This is a genomic window from Hyphomonas johnsonii MHS-2 (genome assembly GCF_000685275.1).
In the GTDB taxonomy this organism is placed as follows: Bacteria; Pseudomonadota; Alphaproteobacteria; order Caulobacterales; family Hyphomonadaceae; genus Hyphomonas; species Hyphomonas johnsonii.
Window position 1 is genome coordinate 222086 of the sequence record NZ_ARYK01000004.1, and the last position, 15949, is coordinate 238034.

General features: G+C 61.6%; 18 protein-coding genes and 1 riboswitch. Of the genes, 10 read left to right on the forward strand and 8 right to left on the reverse strand.

Annotation, left to right across the window (positions count from 1 at the left end; translation table 11 throughout):
• The first annotated feature begins 24 nt into the window (after positions 1 to 24).
• From tolB to ftsH, 5 genes are all read left to right on the forward strand, one after another.
• Positions 25 to 1380, forward strand: a complete 1356-nt coding sequence (tolB, locus tag HJO_RS09745) for a Tol-Pal system beta propeller repeat protein TolB (protein ID WP_035616538.1) — start codon at positions 25 to 27, stop codon at positions 1378 to 1380.
• Positions 1381 to 1599: 219 nt separating this feature from the next.
• Complete coding sequence (gene pal, locus HJO_RS09750; RefSeq protein ID WP_035616539.1) at positions 1600 to 2148, forward strand: peptidoglycan-associated lipoprotein Pal; 549 nt, start codon at positions 1600 to 1602, stop codon at positions 2146 to 2148.
• Between the two features lie 99 nt (positions 2149 to 2247).
• Positions 2248 to 3267 (forward strand): tol-pal system protein YbgF, encoded by a 1020-nt coding sequence (gene ybgF / locus HJO_RS09755; RefSeq protein WP_162173816.1) that lies wholly within the window; start codon positions 2248 to 2250, stop codon positions 3265 to 3267.
• The gene (tilS, locus tag HJO_RS18205; protein WP_162173817.1) at positions 3255 to 4289 is read left to right on the forward strand and encodes a tRNA lysidine(34) synthetase TilS; all 1035 of its coding nucleotides are present in this window, start codon (positions 3255 to 3257) and stop codon (positions 4287 to 4289) included. Before ybgF ends, tilS begins: the two co-directional genes overlap by 13 nt.
• A 93-nt stretch (positions 4290 to 4382) precedes the next feature.
• The gene (ftsH, locus tag HJO_RS09765; protein WP_035616541.1) at positions 4383 to 6305 is read left to right on the forward strand and encodes an ATP-dependent zinc metalloprotease FtsH; all 1923 of its coding nucleotides are present in this window, start codon (positions 4383 to 4385) and stop codon (positions 6303 to 6305) included.
• An 83-nt stretch (positions 6306 to 6388) separates the two neighbouring features.
• Here the strand turns inward: ftsH and HJO_RS09770 are convergent, their stop codons facing one another.
• The 4 genes from HJO_RS09770 to HJO_RS09785 form a co-directional block, all read right to left on the reverse strand.
• Positions 6389 to 6865 carry a DUF2721 domain-containing protein gene (locus HJO_RS09770; RefSeq protein WP_206741839.1) on the reverse strand — a complete coding sequence of 159 codons (477 nt, stop codon included), beginning with the start codon at positions 6863 to 6865 and terminating at the stop codon, positions 6389 to 6391.
• Positions 6866 to 6953: 88 nt separating this feature from the next.
• Positions 6954 to 7565, reverse strand: a complete 612-nt coding sequence (locus tag HJO_RS09775) for a glutathione S-transferase family protein (protein WP_035616542.1) — start codon at positions 7563 to 7565, stop codon at positions 6954 to 6956.
• Positions 7566 to 7618: 53 nt separating this feature from the next.
• Positions 7619 to 8098: a DUF4262 domain-containing protein gene (locus tag HJO_RS09780; RefSeq protein WP_035616543.1), complete on the reverse strand. Its 480-nt coding sequence runs from the start codon at positions 8096 to 8098 to the stop codon at positions 7619 to 7621.
• Positions 8099 to 8173: 75 nt separating this feature from the next.
• Positions 8174 to 8590: a VOC family protein gene (locus HJO_RS09785; RefSeq protein ID WP_035616544.1), complete on the reverse strand. Its 417-nt coding sequence runs from the start codon at positions 8588 to 8590 to the stop codon at positions 8174 to 8176.
• 239 nt (positions 8591 to 8829) lie between these two features.
• On the opposite strand from HJO_RS09785, the gene HJO_RS09790 reads away from it, so the two are divergent.
• From HJO_RS09790 to HJO_RS09800, 3 genes are all read left to right on the forward strand, one after another.
• On the forward strand, positions 8830 to 9321 hold the full coding sequence (locus HJO_RS09790) for a YybH family protein (protein ID WP_035616546.1): 492 nt from the start codon (positions 8830 to 8832) through the stop codon (positions 9319 to 9321).
• A 326-nt stretch (positions 9322 to 9647) separates the two neighbouring features.
• Positions 9648 to 10355, forward strand: a complete 708-nt coding sequence (locus HJO_RS09795; RefSeq protein ID WP_156945553.1) for a DUF5343 domain-containing protein — start codon at positions 9648 to 9650, stop codon at positions 10353 to 10355.
• 16 nt (positions 10356 to 10371) lie between these two features.
• Positions 10372 to 10941: a Swt1 family HEPN domain-containing protein gene (locus tag HJO_RS09800; RefSeq protein WP_051618481.1), complete on the forward strand. Its 570-nt coding sequence runs from the start codon at positions 10372 to 10374 to the stop codon at positions 10939 to 10941.
• Positions 10942 to 11220: 279 nt separating this feature from the next.
• Here the strand turns inward: HJO_RS09800 and HJO_RS17755 are convergent, their stop codons facing one another.
• From HJO_RS17755 to HJO_RS09820, 4 genes are all read right to left on the reverse strand, one after another.
• Positions 11221 to 12090, reverse strand: a complete 870-nt coding sequence (locus tag HJO_RS17755) for a type II toxin-antitoxin system death-on-curing family toxin (RefSeq protein WP_051618482.1) — start codon at positions 12088 to 12090, stop codon at positions 11221 to 11223.
• A 48-nt stretch (positions 12091 to 12138) separates the two neighbouring features.
• On the reverse strand, positions 12139 to 14112 hold the full coding sequence (gene thiC / locus HJO_RS09810; protein WP_035616548.1) for a phosphomethylpyrimidine synthase ThiC: 1974 nt from the start codon (positions 14110 to 14112) through the stop codon (positions 12139 to 12141).
• Complete coding sequence (locus tag HJO_RS09815; protein WP_035616549.1) at positions 14109 to 14531, reverse strand: DUF1801 domain-containing protein; 423 nt, start codon at positions 14529 to 14531, stop codon at positions 14109 to 14111. The genes thiC and HJO_RS09815 overlap by 4 nt, the downstream gene beginning before the upstream one ends.
• Positions 14528 to 14914, reverse strand: a complete 387-nt coding sequence (locus HJO_RS09820) for an MmcQ/YjbR family DNA-binding protein (protein ID WP_035616550.1) — start codon at positions 14912 to 14914, stop codon at positions 14528 to 14530. The genes HJO_RS09815 and HJO_RS09820 overlap by 4 nt, the downstream gene beginning before the upstream one ends.
• Positions 14911 to 15009: riboswitch (TPP riboswitch) on the reverse strand. Its footprint overlaps the gene before it by 4 nt.
• A gap of 108 nt (positions 15010 to 15117) precedes the next feature.
• Between HJO_RS09820 and HJO_RS09825 the strand changes: the two genes are divergently transcribed.
• Entirely contained in the window at positions 15118 to 15474 is a 357-nt protein-coding gene (locus HJO_RS09825; protein ID WP_035616551.1) for an ArsR/SmtB family transcription factor, read from the forward strand.
• Positions 15471 to 15932 (forward strand): SRPBCC domain-containing protein, encoded by a 462-nt coding sequence (locus HJO_RS09830; protein WP_035616553.1) that lies wholly within the window; start codon positions 15471 to 15473, stop codon positions 15930 to 15932. The genes HJO_RS09825 and HJO_RS09830 overlap by 4 nt, the downstream gene beginning before the upstream one ends.
• The last annotated feature ends 17 nt before the right edge of the window (positions 15933 to 15949 follow it).

The following is a 15949-nucleotide window of genomic DNA, read 5'->3' on the forward strand; positions in this document are numbered from 1 at the left end:
GCCAACTTCAAGGAGATCCGCCCAATGAAACGTATCCTGACAGCGCTGGCGACAGCGTTCCTGCTAGCGACAGGCCTTGCCCTTCCGTCCGCCGCGCAGTTGCAGGTGCGGGTCACGGAAGGCAATTTCACGCCCGTGCCGCTCGCCATTCCCGACTTCCAGATCAGTGGCACCGATGCGGCCATGGCCAAGCAGATCAGCGATGTCGTGCGGGCCGACCTCTCGTCGACCGGCCTGTTCGAGATGCAGAACCCGTCTTCCTTCATCCAGAAGGACCTGGCGATCGACGTTCAGCCGCGCTTTGCGGACTGGAAGATCATCAATACCGATGGCCTGGTTGTCGGCGCCTATGAGGAACTGCCCGACGGCAAGATCGCCGTCTCGTTCCGCCTCTGGGACGTCTATGCAGGCGAAGTGATGCGCATCAACGGCCAGCCCGGCCGGCGCCTGACCACGACGCCGGACAACTGGCGCCGCATCGCCCACAAGATTGCCGATTCGATCTATACGCGCCTGACCGGCGAGGATCCGTATTTCGATACGCGGATCGTCTATATCGCCGAGACAGGCCCCAAGCTGGCACGCGTCAAGCGGCTCGCGATCATGGATTCCGACGGCGCCAACCAGCAATACCTGACGCCGGGCCGCAACACGGTTCTGACACCGCGCTTCTCGCCCTCGGCGCAGGAAATCACCTACATGTCCTATGAAGGTGGCAAGCCGCGGATCTACCTCTTCAATATCGAGACCGGCCGCCAGGAACTGCTCGGCAATTTCCCGGGCATGACCTTTGCGCCGCGCTTCTCGCGCGACGGGGAAAGCGTGCTGCTGACGCAGGCCCAGCGCGGCAATTCCGACATCTACATCATGAACCTGCGAACCCGTGAATCGCGCCGGCTGACCGACCATCCGGCGATCGACACGTCGCCCTCGATGTCGCCTGACGGCAAATCCATCGCGTTCACGTCTGACCGCGGTGGCAGCCCCCAGATCTATGTCATGAATGTCGATGGCAGCCCGCGCACCTGCCCGTCGGGCGGGCGCGATTCGGCCTGCCGGATCACGTTTGGCCGGGGCAATTACTCGACGCCCGTCTGGAGCCCGCGCGGCGATCTCGTGGCCTTCACCAAGCAGGCCGGCGGCAAGTTCTATATCGGCGTCATCGGCACGGACGGAAAAGGCGAACGCCTGCTCACGGAAGCCTATCTCGACGAGGGCCCGGATTGGTCGCCCAACGGCCGTGTGATCGTCTATTTCCGCGAATCACGCCCGGGCGATGGCCCGCAACTGATGTCGGTTGACCTGTCCGGACGCAACGAACGCCGGTTGCCGACTCAAACCGATGCCTCGGATCCGGCCTGGTCGCCGATTCTGCAGTAACAAAAGCAGGCAACTGCCCGGGATTGCCTCCCGGGCAGTTGCTTTCAGGAGACAGGACGATAAAATCATGCGAAACGGTGCGCGGTTCAGTCACCGCCCGATTGTCGCCTGATTTCCGCCCGAATATGGAAGCACTCAGCGCTAGTCGTAACCACGTTGACAAAACGCCCGCCGTAAGGCGTCAATATCGCTCTAAGGACATCCAGGGGAGTCTTAGTAATGAAATCATCTCTTAAACTTACTGCTGCCGCTGCCGTGCTGCTTTCGCTCGGCGCCTGTGCTTCGAAGCCGAAGCCGGTTGTGGATACGACGCCTGTTGAAGTCGTTGACACGACTCCGACCGTCACAGAGCCCGTCGAAACAGAAACTGTCGCTCCGGTTGCAACCGGCCCGGCAGCAGGCTCGCTCGAAGACTTCCGTGTAAACGTCGGCGAGCGCGTCTATTATGACCTCGACAGCTACCGCCTTGATGCCGACGATCAGGAAATCCTGAAGCGTCAGGCAGCATGGCTGTCGTCCTATCCCGGCGTTCGCATCCTTGTTGCAGGCAACTGTGACGAGCGCGGCACGCGCGAATACAACCTTGCCCTCGGTGAGCGTCGTGCTTCCGTGGTCAAGGACTATCTGATCAGCCTCGGCGTTGACCCGTCGCGGATCGACACGATCTCCTACGGCAAGGAACGCCCGATCGCTGCTGGCAGCGACGAGCAGTCCTGGGCGCTGAACCGTAACGGTTTCACGCAGATCGTTTCCGGCACGAACAGCTAAGCCTGACTGCCGTATCTACCTGATAATTGCAGCCGGGCGCCTTAATTTGGCCCCGGCTGTTTTTATATGGTCGCCCCAAAACGAGTGGAGATTTTCCTGATGTTCAGAGCCCCGGCCATCGCCCTCGCCAGCCTGGTATTGCTCACCGCGCCGGCCATCGCCCAGCGCGGCGCGCCGATATCGCAGGGCGTGACCAGCTCTGATCTGGCCAGCCAGGTGACACAGGTGCGCCAGCAGAACGCCGACCTGAAAGTCCAGGTCAACAACCTGCTCGGCGATATCATGACGCTCACGGGCCGGGTCGAAACAATGGAATTTGCCTTGTCGCAGGCCCGCGACAAGAATGATGCGCTGCAGCGCGACAATGAATCCCTCTCCGATTCCCTCAAATCCCTGGAGGACCGGCTCGATGCCCAGTCTCGCCAGCTTGCTGCGCTGGAGGCACGGCTGGCTGCAGATCCGTCGTTGTCCTACATCGACCCGGATGCCGAATTGCCTGTCGATGACGAGGGCGCCTATCTGTCCAGCCCTGCCGGTGCATCCGGTCGGAGCGACAATCTGGCCTCTGGCCCGACGCGCCTCGTGACACCGACGACCGAACCGTCCGCCACAGATGTTGCCAACAGTGCGTCGCGCGCGATGGAGCCATCCAGTCCAATGAATGCCTCCGCAGACGGAGCGCCGCTGCCGACCGGATCGCTCGGCACCATTTCCGCCAGCGCCCTGCCGGGGGAGGCCGGTCCGCTGTTCGCAGAGGCCAAGTCCAAGCTGATCCGGTTTGACTATGCTGGCGCCGAAGCGGCATTCCGGGCCTTCATCGACAAGTTCGGTGACGATCCGCAGGCTGGCGAGGCCCATTACTGGCTGGGCGAAGCACTGTACCAGCAGAAGGCCTTTGCCGATAGCGGCGCGGCCTACACGACCATGATCCGGTCTTTCCCCAACGATCCGCGTGCGCCCGAAGCGCTGGTCAAGCTGGCCCGCGCAATGCGGCTTGTCGGCGACAAGGAAAAAGCCTGCCTTGCCCTGGATACGCTGCCGAAGCGCTATCCGAACGCGTCCGGCGTGACGCGGGACCTGTCGGCGGTCGAACGGACCAAGTCCGGGTGCGACAACTAGAGGCGCCGCCCGCAGACCTGGCGCCATTCGACACGCTTTGCGGCGCGGCCACTGGCCCGATCGGGATTGCTGTTTCCGGCGGTGGCGATTCCCTGGCCCTTCTTCACCTTGCAAACGACTGGGCGCGCGATCGCGGCCGCCAGCTGGCGGCCTTCACGTTCGACCACGGGCTGCGCCCTGAGTCCCGCAGCGAGGCGCAGGGCGTGGCAGACGCCTGCGCGCGCCTCGGTGTCGATCACGCCATCCTCGACTGGGCGACGCCGGAAGGGCGTCAGGCGCCGGCCCGCCGGGCGCGGCATGCAGCGCTTGCCGAAGCCATCCGGGCGCGCGGCGGGGCTATGCTGCTGATGGGGCATACGGCGGATGACCAGGCCGAGACATTCCTGATGCGCGCGCGGCGGGGCTCGACCTGGTACGGACTGGCCGCCATGCAGGCGCAGGCGCTGTCACCCGTCTGGCCGGAAGGCCACGGCGTAAGGATCGGCCGCCCGCTGCTGTCTGCGCGCCGGGCGGACCTGCGCGCCCTGCTGCGGGCGAGAGGCGTGCACTGGGTTGATGATCCATCGAACCAGAATCCGGCCTTTGAACGGGTGCGCGTGCGCCGCCTGCTCGACGCCTCGCCCCGGCTTGCGGCCCGTGTCCGGCACTGCCTGGAAGGCGTCACGCAGGTGCGGGCAATCGAGGATGGATTGACCGGCAAGTGGCTGCGCACCCGGGTCAGGATGGACGCTGACGGCCGCATCGAGGCAGATATTGCGGGCCTCGAACCGGAATGCGTCGCGCGCCGGGCCGGCCTGCTGATCCAGGTCGCCGCCGGGCGTGATGCGCGGCCAAGGTGGGATAAGCTGCAACTCATTGCACACCGTCTGTGCGCCGATCGGGCGTTCGCAGGGGCGACACTCGGCGGAAGCCGCATCAAGCGGCGCGGTAAAACTGTAGTGTTTACAGCGGAATACGAGTCCGATCCCCTGGCGGGAAAGCGACTGGATGCGCTCAGGAACCTGCTCAGCGGCAAGCCGTGACAATTGCGCCATGTTAAGTGGAAAGGAGTCGTTTTTGTGTAAGCGCGCTCCTATGTTACAGATCAACACCTCTTCCAACCTGAGAGACCGCATATGAACGTCCGCAATCTTGCCATCTGGGGCGCCATCGCCTTGCTCGTTATCGGCATGGCTGTTGCCATGGGCGGTTCTTCCGAAGCCGATCACGCGACCAAGGCGAAGCTGTCGGAAATCTACCAGCTGATCGATTCCGGTCAGGTGACCGAAGCGACGCTGGGCGACCAGCAGATTGTCGTGAAAACGGCCGATAACCGCACGCTGGTCAGCGAATTGCGCGGACTCGACATGGAAACCCAGGGCGTGCTCGTGAAGGAAGGCGTCCCGTTCACGGTTGATGCCGACAGCGGCCGCAACAATTTTGCCTCGCTGCTTTTCTCGATCCTGCCAATCCTGCTGATTGTCGGGTTTGTCTTCTTCATGATGCGCCAGATGCAGGGTGGCGGTGGCCGCGGAGCGATGAGCTTCGGCAAGTCGCGCGCCCGCCTGCTGACCGAAAAGCATGGCCGCGTCACCTTTGACGACGTCGCCGGCGTGGACGAGGCTAAGGAAGAATTGCAGGAGATCGTCGAATTCCTGCAGGATCCGTCCAAGTTCCAGCGCCTCGGCGGCAAGATCCCGAAAGGCGCGCTGCTGGTTGGCCCTCCGGGAACGGGCAAGACGCTCCTGGCCCGCGCTGTTGCCGGCGAGGCCGGTGTGCCCTTCTTCACGATTTCCGGGTCCGACTTTGTCGAAATGTTCGTCGGCGTCGGTGCCAGCCGCGTGCGCGACATGTTCGAACAGGCCAAGCGTTCGGCGCCCTGCATCATCTTCATTGATGAAATCGATGCGGTTGGCCGTTCGCGTGGTGCCGGCCTTGGTGGCGGCAATGACGAACGCGAACAGACGCTGAACCAGTTGCTGGTCGAGATGGACGGCTTCGAGGCCAACGAGGGCATCATCCTCGTGGCCGCAACGAACCGGCCTGACGTGCTGGACCCTGCGCTGCTGCGGCCCGGTCGTTTTGACCGCCAGATCACTGTCGGCAACCCCGACATCATCGGCCGTGAGAAAATCCTGCGCGTTCACATGCGCAATGTGCCGCTGGCCAAGGATGTCGACACCAAGACCATCGCACGCGGTACGCCCGGCTTCTCCGGGGCCGACCTTGCGAACCTCGTCAACGAGGCGGCCCTCCTGGCTGCCCGTCGCGGCAAGCGCGTGGTCGCCATGGCCGAGTTCGAGGATGCGAAAGACAAGGTCCTGATGGGGCCGGAGCGCCGCTCCATGGTCATGTCCGAAAAAGAGAAAGAACTGACCGCCTGGCACGAAGCCGGCCACGCCATCGTCGCGATGAAGGTGCCGTCGGCCGACCCGGTGCACAAGGCCACGATCATTCCACGCGGCCGCGCCCTCGGCATGGTCATGCAGCTGCCGGAAGACGACAAGCTGTCAATGTCGAAGATCGAGATGACGAGCCGCCTGGCCATCATGATGGGTGGACGCGTCGCCGAGGAACTGAAATTCGGCCACGACAATGTCACGGCGGGTGCAGCGTCCGACATCCAGCAGGCCACGCGCCTTGCGCGCGCCATGGTCACGCGCTGGGGTTTTGCCGACGATATCGGTCCGGTGGACTATGGCTCCGACCAGGGCGACGTGTTCCTCGGCCAGCAGCTGATGCAGTCCAGCCACGTGTCGGAAGAAACCTCGCGCAAGATCGAGGAAGAAGTCCGCAAGCTGATCCAGACCGGCATGGACGAAGCCCGCCGCATCATGACGGAAACCCGTCACGAATGGGAAGCCATAGCCCTCGGCCTGCTCGAGTACGAAACCCTGTCGGGCGACGAGATCGCTGAATTGCTGAAAGGCAACAAGCCGACCCGGCCGGATCTTGACGACGACAATACCGGCCCGGCCTCCGCCGTGCCCGTGATCGGCAAGCGCCGCAAGCCGAGCGGCGAAGCCGGCCTCGGCGACCCGGAGCCGAACCCCGCCTAGAGCGAGGGGGAAAGTGGGATTGAATTGGAGCGCAGCCTGTCCGGGCTGCGCTCCGTGCTTTTGGGGAGGGTGTTTCCCGGCGGTCAGCCGTCGCCGATGGGGCGCTTGATCATGTCGCCGGCCTTGGATGCCAGCAGGTGCGGCGTGACACGCAGGGTGCGGGTGGCGATCGAGACTTCGAGCAGGAAGGCGATCAGTCCGGCGATCAGCGCCGCCATCGACGCGACAAAAAGCGTGGCGATGATGTTCGACAGGTCCATTTCGGTGAGTTGCCCCACGAACAGCGTCACGACGACGAGACAGATCAGCAGGGCTGACAGCGTCGACAGGATGATCGCGCCGTTGATGAACTTGATCCGCTTGTCGATGGCGGCCAGTTCAGGGACATGGCGATGCCTGACCGACGGGTCGAGTTCCGTCATGAAGCCTTCCACCTTGCGCCAGCGATCGACAACGCGGGTCAGGCGGTTGGCCATGACGTTCAGCAGCGCGCCAATGCCTGCCAGCAGGAAGAATGGCGCAATGGCGAGTTGGATGATGTGGGCGATGTCGGCAGGCATGTTGATCGGCATGCGCTGCAGGATTGGCGTGCCCGCGCCGCCGCGTCAACCCGCAGGGCCCCTTGCGGTGCGGTCGTGATGTGCTGGGTCAGGCTTTGGCGCTGGGGCGGGCGGTGACGGCCTGGTGCCAGCGGTCGAGGTGGGTCAGCGCGGCGTCCGGCGGCACACCGACCAAGCCGGCGCCGAAGTCGACCGTGGCAAGCGCAACAGCGTCTGCCACCGTATAGGTGTCGCCGGCGATGAACGCATGGCGTGCCAGTTGGTCGTTGAGCAGCTTGTAGCCCATCGCCGTGCGGACGCGGTTTTGCGCGGCGGCCTCGGGGATCTGCTGGATCAGTTTGGCCGTCAGCGGATGGCCATGCACCCAGACCATGCCGATCGGCACCATCAGGTTCAGCTCCACGCGGCGCAGCCACATGTCCACGATGGCCTTTTCCTTCGCGCCGGTGCCGAACAAGGGCGGATCAGGATGCAGTTCCTCGAAATAGCGGCAGATCGCGACGCTTTCGGAAATGCAGGAGCCGTCATCGAGTTCGAGGACCGGGATGCCGCCGGTCGGGTTCTTCTCCAGGAAATCCGGCTGGCGGTTGCGCCGGGCGAGAATGTCCACGGTCTCGGTCGGCACATGCAGGCCTTTTTCGGCGAGATAGATGCGCACGCGGCGGGGATTGGGCCCGGAGGGGTAATCGTAAAGGATCATGCCGCAACGCTAGCCCGCACCGGCAGGCGGGGGAAGGGCCGATCCGGCCGGTATCAGGCCCAGAGCCTTGGCTGGGCGTCGATCACGGCCTGGGCACAGCCCTCGTCCCACGGGAACAGGCCGTCGATCTGGCCCGGCCAGACGAGCTGGATGATGCCGGGATGGCCCTTGTTGCCGCGATGCTTCCAGTACCAGTTGGCCCAGGTGACATAATCGGTGAACAGGTCGGCATGGTCGGCCTTCTTGGCGATGCAGTCATGCCCGTCGACCAGGCCCTGCCAGCGCTGTTCGCCTTCCACCTTCCGGCCTGCCTTGATCTGGCGGAACACGTCCGACAGCATGTCGTGCATGACATCACGGTGGAGGCCGAAGACGATGAATTCCGGCGCGTTCAGGGTTTCGGTGAAACCGATCGAATAGGTGAAGTTGGGGCGCGCCAGTTCCGGATCGAACACATGCATGCTCTGCCAGCCGTGCGCGTCGATATTGTCGAGCAGGCGGTGTTCGGTGGCGGTGAGTTCCGGCGCGTCCATGACACGATGTGGCGGCGCGCCGCGCGACAGGTCAAGATTGCCAGGCCGACATGACGCAGATGTAAGGGAAGCGCCTCAGCGCGCGAACAGCTGGCCGATATCAGCAAAGGCCTTCAGCTCGATGGCATTGCCGGAGGGGTCGGCAAAGAACATGGTCGCCTGCTCGCCCGGCTGGCCGGCAAAGCGGACATAGGGCTGAATCAGGAAATCCACTTTGCCTTCAAGGCGCTGGGCCATTGCCCGCCAGTCGTCCATCGGCAGGACGAGGCCGAAATGGCGGACCGGAACACCTTGCCCGTCAACCGCGCTGGTGCCCGTGGCGCCGCACTGGTCTGGCGCCAGGTGCGCGACGATCTGGTGGCCGCGGAAATCAAAGTCCACCCAGGCGTCGGAACTGCGCCCCTCGGCGCAGCCGAGCAGGCCACCATAGAAGGCGCGCGCGGCGGCGAGGTCGTGGACCGGGAAGGCGAGATGGAAGGGGGACAGCGGCATGGGCGGGCCTCGAAAGCGGGGGAGGGGAGAGGTCCCATCCTAGGCCGGCGGCGGCAAAGCGCAATCGCCGGCCGGGGCCGGCCGCGCCCGCAGGCGGTGCACGGACAGGTGCACGTACAAAGCACGAAACCTGCACGCAGGCGGCACGAACGGCGCGCGCGATGCACGGACGCGGAAGCGTTTGACAGCGGCGCGGCCCTGGCGGAAGGTTTTTTCTTCAGAAACCGGAGGGGGACGTGATGATGAAATATGCGACGGGAATGACAGGCGCGCTGGCGGCCATGACACTGGCAGGCTGTGTGGCGGTGGATGTCACGGATTCGACGCCGGATGCGCCAGCGGCGATGACGGCCGCCGAGGCGCGCGCGATTGTCGAGGCGCGCAACGGGGATTTCGAGAAACTGTTTGCTGCCGATGATGCGGCCGGGCTGGCGACGCAGATGTACACTGCGGGTGGCCGCCTTGTGCCGCCGGACGCGCCGGACATGGTGGGGCCGGAGGCGATTGCCGCCTACTGGACAGGCGCCCTCGGCGTGATCGAGACAGTGGACCTGGCAACCGTCGAGGCCGTGCCGGCGGGCGCGGGCCATATCGCCGAGCGCACGCATGTCACGCTGTATGGCGCCGACGGCAGCGTCATGGGCGCCGGCAAGGCCGTGATCCTCTGGACGCAGGAAGACGGCACCTGGAAAATGCAATGGGACAGCTGGAACAACGGCCCGGTGGAGTAGGGCGGCGTAGGGTGCATCAAGCGAAGCGCAATGCACCCTGGCGCGTGCAAAACGGTGCATTGCGGCCTGCGGCCTTAATGCACCCTGCGATTGCTGGCCGGGATTTCGTCGATAGGGCGGGCTTCGGCGGGGTAGGGTGCATTAACGTAATGTTGAAATTCACCTGCGCGTGGAAAGCCAGCGCATTGCGCTGTGCATAGTGCACCCTACGCTCGCTGAGGTTGCGCCGAACTCGACCGAAAGTATTCCCCTAATATGAGAGTAGCGTTGACATTTATTCGTTTGGGTTGAGCATCCGGTCCATGAGGCAAGGAGACTTATTTGAGATGTCGGTTGATGATGATGGAGAAAATACGGACGACAACAAGGACAAAACCCGGAGAAAGCTGGGCGGAGACCTTACGTATAACTCAACCCCGGGAGGTCTAGAGCGAACTCTTCAAGGCATCATTCGGGCCCAAAAACCCCCAAAAGTAGATACGAGCTACATTCAAACGGTCTTGGGTGTAAAAGGTGGTACCGGATCAGCCCAAGTTGGTACGCTCAAGAAATTGGGATTGATAGATCAATCTAGCTCGCCGACGGAGTTGTATGATCAGTTTAGAAGTGATCGGCAACGTAGCAAGGCCGCATTTCAGATGCTCAACAATGGATACCAATCGCTTTTCGGGGTTAGCTCCCAAATTCATCGAGCTCCAGAAACGGAAGTCGAAGATGTTATTGCGCAAGTAACAGGTCTGGATAAGGATGATGCGCTGATTAGAACAATCTACGCATGCTTTGATAAAGTCCGCAGCTTCATCAATCCGTCGGACAATGTCTACGAGGACGAAGCAGAGGAGAAAGAAAAGGAGTCGCCCGCCAAGGAAAAAAAAGAAAACGAAGGTCGCTTATCGCAGGAAAAAATTGGTTCCTCGCAAGCGATTGGACTTACTTACTCCATAAATATCGTTCTGCCTCAAAGCGGCAACATCGACACATACAACATGATCTTCAGAAGCCTGCGGGAGAACATTCTTGACTGGCAGAAATAGGGACATCCGTGACTTCATGTTCAACGGATTTGCTTTGCAAAAGAGTATCGACCTGATCGAAGATATTGAGAGGAATGAGTTGGAATCTCCGCTTGGGTCGGTGGATGAAATTGTTGCCCCATTTCTGGACGACTTTCCAGACTATGTGAAACGACGCGCCAAGCAGATGGCGCGCTACTACGAAATTTTTTATCTTCTTGAGGATAAGCTGAGATCGATAATTATCGACACAATGTATGATGAGTATAAAGATGATTGGTGGGATTTGCACGTCCCCGACGACGTCAAATCATATGTAAAGAACCTCCAAAACAAGGAGGGTGATCTGGGGGTATCACTTCGATCAAAGCGAGATATCGATTTCACAACTTTTGGGCATCTTGTCGATATCATAAGATCTAACAAGGATGTTGTTGGTGTACGATTTACTTCTGTAAATGCGCTCCAAAGGATATTGGCTGTTCTCAATAACGTCCGTGGACCAATTGCGCACAATACAGTTCTGGCGCCAGACGAGGTGGCTAGACTATATGTAGCTATACGAGATCTGTTCCGCCTTATCAGGCGGACTTACACTCCCGCCTAGGTTGCTGCGTGTAATGTCTCGTATCACTCACCGGTCTCGATTCTGGCGGCTGTAGTCTATGACACAAGCCGGGGGCGGAGGAGCGTGTTGGGGGCGGATAGCCCTCAGGCGGCTTCAGGATGAAGTCAAAGAGATTATGGTGGACGCGGGTGCAAATAATGGCGATTGTTTCGCCATCTGCGTCAGTCAGGCATGGCGCACAAGAGCAGTTGCCATGGATCGTGCCGCGCAGGGTTGCGCTGTCCTTCAGGCTGGCTCGAATTCGTATCGGAGCGTGATTTATCTATCAGCGAGATTTCGAAGATTTTCGTGGTACTCAGCAAGCAGAGAAGTCATATCATCGACCCCAGTGTAGAATGATTTGGAGTCAAACCCATTCAAGTGATCCAATTTTGCATGCTTGCGAACAGACTTGAGTGCCTTAATATTGACCTCAGTGCCCCAGCCGGGAAACCCGATCTGCAGTACGAACTTTCTGACGGTCCCTTTCGAGAACAACTTTTTCTTGATGCGATACATTTTGATATGGTTGTTGCTGGGATCGTCCAAAACGTAGTCGTGCTGCAGCAGTATCTTATTCAGGTCGCGGTAGGTGATCACGTATTCGCGATGGTCGGTTTTGCGGCTACTCTTTTTCAGTTCGAATGAGATATACCTGACCATAGCGTCGTTTTCGTGGTGCTTAGAGCATAAGTCTTTGTATCGACGGCTGTTGCCAAATTTGCGCTCTGCGATCTGCACCATGAAGTCCTCGAGTTCCTTTTTGGAGATGGTCGGCACATACGATTTTTGCGCTAAGAAATACAGGCATGACAGCAATGCTGTTCGCTTGTTGGCGTCGTAGAACGGATGGTCTCGAATTAGCCCGAAAACCAATGTGGCACATAGATCAAAAGTGTCGTTCCACTTATATTTCAGCCCTAAGCTCGTGTGTTGGCGACTGAGAGCTGAATGAAGCAGATTCAAATCCTTGGGGCCGATTCCACCAATGCCTTCGCCTTCAAGAAAGAAGTAATTTGCGATCATAAAGTGCGCTCTCAGAACATCCGATATTCCTAAACAGCCTCTAATTTGATAGGGATCGTCCGCCCCGATCTTCTCGAGCCAACGATCATATTCGGTCTGAATTTCATCTTCGAGTGCAAACATCCTTTGGTTGTGGACGGCCCTAACTTAAAAAACAATTTACCCTTTGCTCTAATCAATCGCCTCGCGCTTCTCGCCGCTCTCCGAGAGATAAATCTCCCCGCCCTTGTCCATGAATTCCTTGCTCTTCTCCGCCATGCCGGCGCGTGCGGCGGCGGCTTGTTTTTCCATGTCGGCTTTCTCGTTGTCGGACATGCCGGCGGCGTATTCGCGGACTTCCGCGGTGATCTTCATGCTGCAGAATTTCGGGCCGCACATGGAGCAGAAATGGGCGACCTTGTGGGCGTCCTTCGGCAGGGTCTGGTCGTGGAAGTCGCGCGCGGTTTCGGGGTCCAGTGACAGGTTGAACTGGTCTTCCCAGCGGAAATCAAACCGGGCGCGCGAGACGGCATCGTCGCGCAGGTGGGCGGTCGGGTGGCCCTTGGCGAGGTCTGCCGCGTGGGCGGCCAGCTTGTAGGTGATGACGCCAACCTTGACGTCGTCGCGGTCCGGCAGGCCGAGATGCTCCTTGGGCGTCACATAGCAGAGCATGGCGGTGCCGAACCAGCCGATCATCGCGGCGCCGATGCCGCTGGTGATGTGGTCATAGCCGGGGGCGATGTCGGTGGTGAGGGGGCCGAGCGTGTAGAACGGCGCCTCGCCGCATTCGCGCAGCTGCTTGTCCATGTTGATCTTGATCTTGTGCATCGGCACGTGGCCGGGCCCTTCGATCATGACCTGGCAGCCCTTGGCCCAGGCAATCTTGGTCAGCTCGCCCAGGGTTTCAAGCTCGGCGAACTGGGCCGCGTCATTGGCGTCTGCCGTGGCGCCGGGGCGCAGGCCGTCGCCGAGCGAGAAGGAGACATCATAGGTGCGCATGATGTCGCAGATCTCCTCGAAATGGGTGTAGAGGAAGCTCTCCTTATGGTGGGCGAGCATCCATTTCGCCATGATCGAGCCACCGCGCGAGACGATGCCGGTGACGCGGTTGGCGGTGAGGTGGATATAGGCGAGGCGCACGCCGGCATGGATGGTGAAATAGTCGACGCCCTGTTCGGCCTGCTCGATCAGCGTGTCGCGGAAGATTTCCCATGTCAGGTCCTCGGCGACGCCATTGACCTTTTCCAGCGCCTGGTAGATCGGCACGGTGCCGATCGGGACGGGGCTGTTGCGGATGATCCATTCGCGCGTGTTGTGAATGTTGCGGCCGGTGGACAGGTCCATGACATTGTCGGCGCCCCAGCGGATCGCCCAGACCATCTTGTCGACTTCTTCCTCCACGCTTGAGGTGACGGCGCTGTTGCCGATATTGGCGTTGATCTTGACCAGGAAGTTGCGGCCGATGATCTGCGGTTCCAGCTCGGCATGGTTGATGTTGGCGGGGATGATGGCGCGGCCGGCAGCAATCTCGTCACGGACGAATTCCGGCGTGATGTATTCCGGGATGTGGGCGCCGAAGGACTGGCCGTCGGCAATGGTGGCGGCGGCGTCTTCATGGGCGGCGGCGCGGCCGAGGTTTTCGCGCGTGGCGACGTAGATCATTTCCTTGGTGACGATGCCGGCGCGGGCGTATTCGTACTGGGTGAGCAGGTCCTGCCCGTGGTCCCAGGTCGGGTCCATGTCCATGCTGCAGGGCGACGAGCTGCATTCCACGGCGGCGGGGGCGGCCGGCTTGCGGCGCAGCGGCTTGTGGCGGACGGGGAACTGGCGGGCGAGGTACTTGCCCTCGGCGCCGCCATTGTCTTCCGGCTTCACGTCGCGGCCTTCATATTCCTCGACATTGCCGCGCTCGAGCACCCAGTCGCGGCGGTCGCGGGCAAGGCCCTGTTCGACATGGATGGTGACCGACGGGTCTGTATAGGGGCCGGACGTGTCATAGACGGGCACGGGCGGCTCGCCGGCGCTGGGATGAAGGTCGATCTCGCGATGCGGCACGGCGAGGTCCGGCGCCTGTGGCGGATGGGTGTAGACCTTGCGGCTGGCAGGCAGCGGCCCCGTGGTGACCTTGGGGGTTTCGAAGGCGGACTGGTCGGCGGGCTTGTTCATTTGGCTTGCTTTCTTGAATGGTAAGTGAGGGCCATTGCGATGCAATGGGCGAGTTCGGCGCGCGGAAGGGGCGCGGTGATGTCGAGGTCGATGGCGCGGGTGCCGGAAAAGGCGAGCGTGCCGGAATAGAGATCGCGCCATTCATTCACCAGCGTGGTGGAACAATGGACGAGGAGTTGGGCGGTGGTCGGCGTGGCGGGCTTCCAGCCGATGCGGATCGTGGTGCCGGATTTGGTGGCATTGGTGAGGAAGGCGGGCTCGCCCCATTTCAAGGTTTCGGTGAGCGGGCCGACTCCGGGTGTTTTCGCCGCCGTGGCAAGGATGAGCGCGCGCAGCTTGCCGAGATAAGCGCGCGGGGCGGCGGGCAGCGTGTCGAAGGCGGCCTTCGCATCGGGCGCGGCGAGGGTGGCCCGGCTCATGACGGGAACCCGTTGGGGACGGCGGGGTCGAGGCCGAGTTCCTTTTGCAGCTTCCTGGTGAGGCCGGCGGCGACGAGGCGGTAGCTGTCGCGCAGGTAGGTGAGGAGTTCGGCGTCAGACATGGTCTCGGCGCTGGTGCGCTGGATCCATTTCATGCCGCGCGAGGCAAGGTGCGGCGCGCCGCGGCAGCCGGGTTGCTCTTTCAGGATATGGAAGGCGATCGGCGTGACCTTGAACGAGACGCCGGTGATCTTGCCGTTGTCGTCGCCTGCGATGGCGTAGACCTTGCCGCCGATCTTCCAGACATGGCTGCCGCCCCACTGGCAGACATAGGTCGAGTGGGGGAGCGATTTGCAGAAGGTTGTGAACGCATCGAGCGTCATGGCATCGCCTCCGTCCCTCGCGCCGGTATGAGCCGGATCAGGTTCAAAGGGTAAATCTCAGCCCGGCCCCATGCCGGACACCCCTCGGATAAACAGAGAATAGGCCGTTTGAACGCCAAATGAAAGAGGCGCGGGCGGAGACAATACAAAGGCAATTGCCTAAGTGTATTGACAGGGCATGCCGGCGTCTAATAGATAGGCGAATGCCTAAGTATCATTCGCCGGACCCCATCGCCCTTGACCGCGGCTTTCAGGCGCTCGCCGATGCGACACGGCGTGGCGTGATTGCGCAGTTGAGCCTCGGCGAAGCAAGCATTGCCGAACTGGCCGGCCCCTATGACATGGCGCTGCCGAGCTTTCTGCAGCATGTGCGCGTGCTGGAATCAGCGGGCCTTGTGTCGACGCGCAAGGAAGGCCGGGTGCGGCGGTGCCGGCTGGAGACCGCCCGGCTTGCCGAACTCGACGCCTGGATCACCCGCTACCAGCAGGCATGGGCCGCGCGCCTCGACCGGCTGGGAGATTTTCTCGATGCGACCGACACAAAAGGAAACCCGACATGAGCCATGAAACGATCCGCCACCCGACCGTGACCATCGAAAAGGCCTACGCGGCCAGTCCGGCGCGCGTGTTCGGCGCCTGGGCGGACCCGGAGATGCGCCGCATCTGGGGGTCGCCATCCGACGAGATCGACCTGCGCATAGATGCCGCCGACTTTTCTGTGGGCGGAGAAGATGTCAGCACGTGCATGATGGGCGACGACGCCATCGCCATCGTGCGGGGGCGCTACCACGACATCGTGACCGACCGGCGCATCGTCTATACCGAAATCATATCATCCATGGACGCGATCGAGGGCGCCTGCCTGGTATCGGCCGAATTCCAGTCCGAGGCACAGGGAACGCGGCTTGTGCTGACCCTGCAGACTGCGGCCCTCGACGGGGCAGACCTGCTGGAGGGCGTGCAGGAGGGCTGGGAAAGCGCCTTGCTGCGCCTTGGCGACATGATGAAGCCCAGTTAGGCCGCGCGCCGGCGTGC

Coding starts and splice junctions, on each gene's coding strand:
- tolB (WP_035616538.1), top strand. CDS start 25: ATGAAACGTATCCTGACAGCGCTGGCGACAGCGTTCCTGCTAGCGACA.
- pal (WP_035616539.1), top strand. CDS start 1,600: ATGAAATCATCTCTTAAACTTACTGCTGCCGCTGCCGTGCTGCTTTCG.
- ybgF (WP_162173816.1), top strand. CDS start 2,248: ATGTTCAGAGCCCCGGCCATCGCCCTCGCCAGCCTGGTATTGCTCACC.
- ftsH (WP_035616541.1), top strand. CDS start 4,383: ATGAACGTCCGCAATCTTGCCATCTGGGGCGCCATCGCCTTGCTCGTT.
- HJO_RS09770 (WP_206741839.1), bottom strand. CDS start 6,865: ATGCCTGCCGACATCGCCCACATCATCCAACTCGCCATTGCGCCATTC.
- HJO_RS09775 (WP_035616542.1), bottom strand. CDS start 7,565: ATGATCCTTTACGATTACCCCTCCGGGCCCAATCCCCGCCGCGTGCGC.
- HJO_RS09780 (WP_035616543.1), bottom strand. CDS start 8,098: ATGGACGCGCCGGAACTCACCGCCACCGAACACCGCCTGCTCGACAAT.
- HJO_RS09785 (WP_035616544.1), bottom strand. CDS start 8,590: ATGCCGCTGTCCCCCTTCCATCTCGCCTTCCCGGTCCACGACCTCGCC.
- HJO_RS09790 (WP_035616546.1), top strand. CDS start 8,830: ATGATGAAATATGCGACGGGAATGACAGGCGCGCTGGCGGCCATGACA.
- HJO_RS09795 (WP_156945553.1), top strand. CDS start 9,648: ATGTCGGTTGATGATGATGGAGAAAATACGGACGACAACAAGGACAAA.
- HJO_RS09800 (WP_051618481.1), top strand. CDS start 10,372: ATGTTCAACGGATTTGCTTTGCAAAAGAGTATCGACCTGATCGAAGAT.
- HJO_RS17755 (WP_051618482.1), bottom strand. CDS start 12,090: ATGTTTGCACTCGAAGATGAAATTCAGACCGAATATGATCGTTGGCTC.
- thiC (WP_035616548.1), bottom strand. CDS start 14,112: ATGAACAAGCCCGCCGACCAGTCCGCCTTCGAAACCCCCAAGGTCACC.
- HJO_RS09815 (WP_035616549.1), bottom strand. CDS start 14,531: ATGAGCCGGGCCACCCTCGCCGCGCCCGATGCGAAGGCCGCCTTCGAC.
- HJO_RS09820 (WP_035616550.1), bottom strand. CDS start 14,914: ATGACGCTCGATGCGTTCACAACCTTCTGCAAATCGCTCCCCCACTCG.
- HJO_RS09825 (WP_035616551.1), top strand. CDS start 15,118: ATGCCTAAGTATCATTCGCCGGACCCCATCGCCCTTGACCGCGGCTTT.
- HJO_RS09830 (WP_035616553.1), top strand. CDS start 15,471: ATGAGCCATGAAACGATCCGCCACCCGACCGTGACCATCGAAAAGGCC.